Below are 4,461 nucleotides of genomic sequence, written 5' to 3' on the forward strand. Positions count from 1 at the left end.
GTTTGTAAAGGTACACTTTCACAAATTTTCGGAGGGGGAGCGGTATGGCAGGGGGACGGACACGGGGCCTTGGAGCGGGAAAGACAGTCCAGTTCACCACCATCAAAGCCCGGCTCTATCCCACAACGGCCCAGAGCGTAATTGAATCAATTCCGTTCCAATCAGCGTTTTCCAAGCCGAGCAGTGGGAAACGAGAGGATGTGTGCGCACACCTGAAGCCCATAAGGGTATCCAAAATATTATGACAGTGAATTGGCCCGCGGGATTGGGCCGGGGAATTGGCGAAAGGAGTTTGCCGTGCTGTTTTTGCAGCTGAAATCCGGGGAGTATGTGACCATCGGAGACGAGATTGCCGTCCAGGTATTTCAGGACACCGGGTCCAAAATCAGAGTGGCAATCAAGGCGCCCAAGGAGGTCAGTATCCTCCGGGGCGAAGTACGGGAGCGCAATGGGGCGGAACGGCCAGAGGGTCTGGTGGGTCTGCCTCCGCGTGAGTAAATCAACGGTTTCAAACGGCTGACGAGCCGGTTGAAATATAGAGTATCCGAATTTTGGGCAGTCCGGCCGGATGACCAGGAGAACGGAGCTCCAACCCCAACGCTGTGCGGAGGTTAAGGATTACCAAAGCACGCAAAATAATTATCTAAAGGAGTATAGAGCTATGAGGATTCAACACAATATTATGGCTATGTCGGCCTACCGCAACTACACCAACAACGTCTCCGCCATGAAGAAGAACCTGGAGAAGCTGTCCTCCGGCTACAAGATCAACCGCGCCGGCGACGACGCCGCCGGCCTGGCCATTTCCGAGAAGATGCGCGCCCAGATCACCGGCCTGGAGACCGCCCAGAAGAACGCCAAGGACGGCATCAGCCTGGTGCAGACCGCCGAGGGCGCCCTGACTGAGGTCCACGACATGCTCAACCGTATGGTGGAGCTGGCCACCCAGTCCGCCAACGGCACCTATGACAACACCACCGACCGCGCCCAGATGCAGAAGGAGATCCAGCAGCTTAAGGACGAGATCAACCGCATCGCCGACTCCTCCAACTTCAACGGCATCAAGCTGCTCAACGGTGAGATGAGCGGCAAGGGTACGGTAGAGTTCACCGATCAGGCCGTCACCGCCGTGGCCGACGGCCTGCGCGGCACCGGCGCCGGCGAGAAGGGCGAACTCTCCATTGACGTGGGCGATCTGGATTTGAGACTGGCCGCTACCGGCACCACCTTGGCCGTCGGCACTACCATCGCCAAGATCACGGTGGCAGGCAAAACCGTTGCCTCCATTAGCCTTGGTGCTGCCCTCAGCGCGGGCGAGACCTATGTCTTCAGCGCGGCTGACCTGGTCGCTGCGACGGGTGACCTCAGCATCGGCGGGTTGGATTTCACTGCCAGTGTCGACGGCGGCAAAGTCATACTGAAAGGCAAAGAACTCCCCACCCAGGCGGCGGCGGACACCTTTAATGGTACTGCCAAGAGCGGCGGTCTTGCTGATCTCGCCACTGACGTGACCAGCAACAACGGCTTTGACCTGGCCGTCCACCATGACAAGATCGTGTCTGCGGCGGGCCAAAATGATCTGGCTCAGGGTCACTTCACGCTGGCGAACATCCAGGATGGCACCACCATCAAGATCGGCGACGAGACCTACTCCTTCAAGGTCGGCGCTGACGGCGTGGGCGGCGGCGGCACCGTCATTGACCTGTCCATGTATACGTCCACTTATGCCAGTCTGGCTACTGAGGCGGCCAAGCTGCTGAGCCAGCAGACCAACAAGCTGTTCGACATCACCGCCGAGGGCAACAGCGGCAAGATTACCCTGACTGAGAAGAAGGGCGCCTTTAAGGACTACAGCGAGTGGGATCTGAAGGGCCCCACCTCCACTGCGGTTGACGCCACCTGGAAGAATGTGAAGACCGGCGAGTCCATCGTGCAGATCGGCACCCCCGGCGCCGCCACCGGTAAGAGCCTGCAGCTTCAGATCGGCGATACTGCCGAGGACTTTAACCAGCTCAAGGTAGACATCCAGGATATGCACTGCTCCTCTCTGGGCATTGATGGGCTGAACATCGGCACCCAGGAGGGCGCTACCGAGGCCATTGACAAGATCAAGGCCGCCATCAACATGGTATCCGACGTGCGCGGTACTCTGGGCGCCACCCAGAACCGCCTGGACCACACCATCAACAACCTGTCCGTGATGACGGAGAACATCCAGGACGCCGAGTCCACCATCCGCGACACCGACGTGGCCGAGGAGATGATGTCCTACACCAAGAACAACATCCTCATCCAGTCCGCCCAGGCCATGCTGGCCCAGGCCAACCAGGTGCCCCAGGGCGTCCTCCAGCTCCTCCAGTAATCCGGAACAGACTCCGGCAAAATCGCATAACCCAGACCGGGGGGCGGGCTTCGGCCCGCTCCCCTTTTGATTTTAAACGGAAAGGAAGCCGTACGTATGAACACCATAGACATCGCCCGGCGCTGTGCCGAGCTGGGCACGCCATCTGACGCCAACAGCGCCTATGTGCTGGCCCTGCACCAGGGCGGGCTGTCCCCGGAGGAGCGGCTGGAAGCCGCCGTCTACCTGCTGCGCATGGGCGGGGACTACAAGGTTGCCTATACCCAATTTTCTCAGCTGTATAACGAGGGCGTCTTCCAGGCGGAGTGCCTGGATATTATGACTGAGGCATTCTATATGCCCAATGTAAAGCTCCTGAAATCCAGATATGAGAAGAACTGCGCCGCATTGGCAAAGTACCCCTACTTATTCCGAAAAGAGTTTCCGAAATTTGAAGAGCTCCCCCTGCGCTTCTACCCCTTCGATGACAACGGCTATCTGCCCTTTGCCCCGGCGGAACAGAAATTTGGCGGCTATATCAATTTCAACCATCCCGTGATCAGCCGGAATTTCTTCAAAGACTTGGAAAATCCCATCCTGGCCCAGGATGTTTACTCTCAATATGAATTGGAATACCTTTACGACAACGTGCGCCCCAGTGAGGACATCGGACGGGAAAACCACCTGTATCTCCACTACGCCAGCTGGGAGACCTTCTGCGCCCATTTGCAGGTGCTGAACGTGCGCCGCGTCTTAGAGAACAAGAAAATCATCTTCCTGTTTGGGGACGAACGCTCCCGCTATCCCATCGACTTCCAGGCGGAGTACGGCATCGACTACAGCCAATACCCGGTGAAACCGATTGGGTTTCAGGACATCCAACGCCTGATCTGGCACACCCAGCTCTCCTCCGATAACGGCGGTGACTTCTTCAATGAGGTGTTTGACAGCCATCCTAATCTATTGTGTATACCTTCTGTAATGATGGATGAGATCGATAAGGCCATCCGTAACTACAGGGAAGAATTTAGCCGGGCCGACAAAGCGCGCACATCGGGTGTGACAGAACTTTCCTTTGGCAGTAAACTGGCGGAAAAGCTGTATTGGAGCGGCAGCCGATCGGAAAAGGACATTTTATCTGTCCTTTTTATGGACATGGATACATATATGGGCGGGGTAGATCACGCTGCGCGAATTTATCCAGCCCTCTTTTTCCAGCCCCATTTCAGCAATATTGACTACGACCTTTTCCCTGACGATAAGGGCCGGACAATCCTTACCTCAGAGCAGCACGATCGCATCCGTAATTCGGCTATTTTCAGGGCGTTTAAATATATTAAGACGTTTACTCCTATGCGGCGGATCACTACCAGTTATGCCGCCACCGTCCGCTGGATTGCAGAAAAGCAGATCCACACTATAAAAGATGGTGGGAAAAGAGTGGTAATGCCTGAATTGGTAACAGATCGGATCGCCAACCGCAGCTTTATGATTGACCCAGAGGACCGGCTGTACAAGGACAGCGTGCTGGTGCGCTTTGAGGACGGCAAGACCAATCCCCGGGCTACCTTTACCGCCTTGGCGGCGTTTTTGGATCTTCCTTATACGGAAAGCATGACCTACTGTTCGGAGAAAGGCGTCCATGATGTGGAGACGGCGGAAGGAAATGTGGTGGGCTTTGATACCGCAACGGTCTACCGCACCTATGACGACTACGCCACCGATGAGGAGCGGGCCTACATTGAGTTCTGCCTGCGGGACGCCTACGAATTTTATGGCTATGATTTCCACTACTACGATGGTACGCCCGTGGATGAGGAACGGTTAAAGAACTGGCTGGACGGTTTTACTAACATCAACAATTATATTGCCGCGACTTGGAAAAATAATATCCTGTCTGACGATAAGATAATCATCACCAGAGACGGTGAAAAGGTTGCAGAAGGGACTAACGAGACTATAAGGCAGCAGTTCTTGGATCAAATCCGCAGAAAAAACGATACTGTCCGCCTGCGTATTGGCAAGGCAATGATCGATGGCCTGTACTTCGTCAACAAAAACGGCCAGCCGCTGCGGATGATGGCGAAACTGGAGCTTGACCCGGCCCTGCTGGACCAGCC

3 protein-coding genes are annotated in these 4,461 nt (G+C 55.8%); all 3 read left to right on the forward strand.

The window, feature by feature from the left end:
• Nucleotides 1–297: 297 nt before the first annotated feature.
• The gene (locus D1159_RS18415) at nt 298–498 is read left to right on the forward strand and encodes a carbon storage regulator (protein WP_161847054.1); all 201 of its coding nucleotides are present in this window, start codon (nt 298–300) and stop codon (nt 496–498) included.
• A gap of 163 nt (nt 499–661) precedes the next feature.
• Entirely contained in the window at nt 662–2,362 is a 1,701-nt protein-coding gene (locus D1159_RS18420; protein ID WP_161847055.1) for a flagellin, read from the forward strand.
• 96 nt (nt 2,363–2,458) lie between these two features.
• Nucleotides 2,459–4,461, forward strand: a 2,003-nt coding sequence (locus tag D1159_RS18425) for a hypothetical protein (RefSeq protein WP_161847056.1), incomplete at its 3' end; no start/stop codon positions are given.

The organism is Pseudoflavonifractor sp. 524-17, from assembly GCF_009935845.1.
GTDB lineage: Bacteria > Bacillota > Clostridia > Oscillospirales > Oscillospiraceae > Pseudoflavonifractor_A.

What these genes read in the sequence shown, in the direction of transcription:
- D1159_RS18420 (WP_161847055.1), top strand. Translation starts at nt 662, where the DNA reads ATGAGGATTCAACACAATATTATGGCTATGTCGGCCTACCGCAACTAC.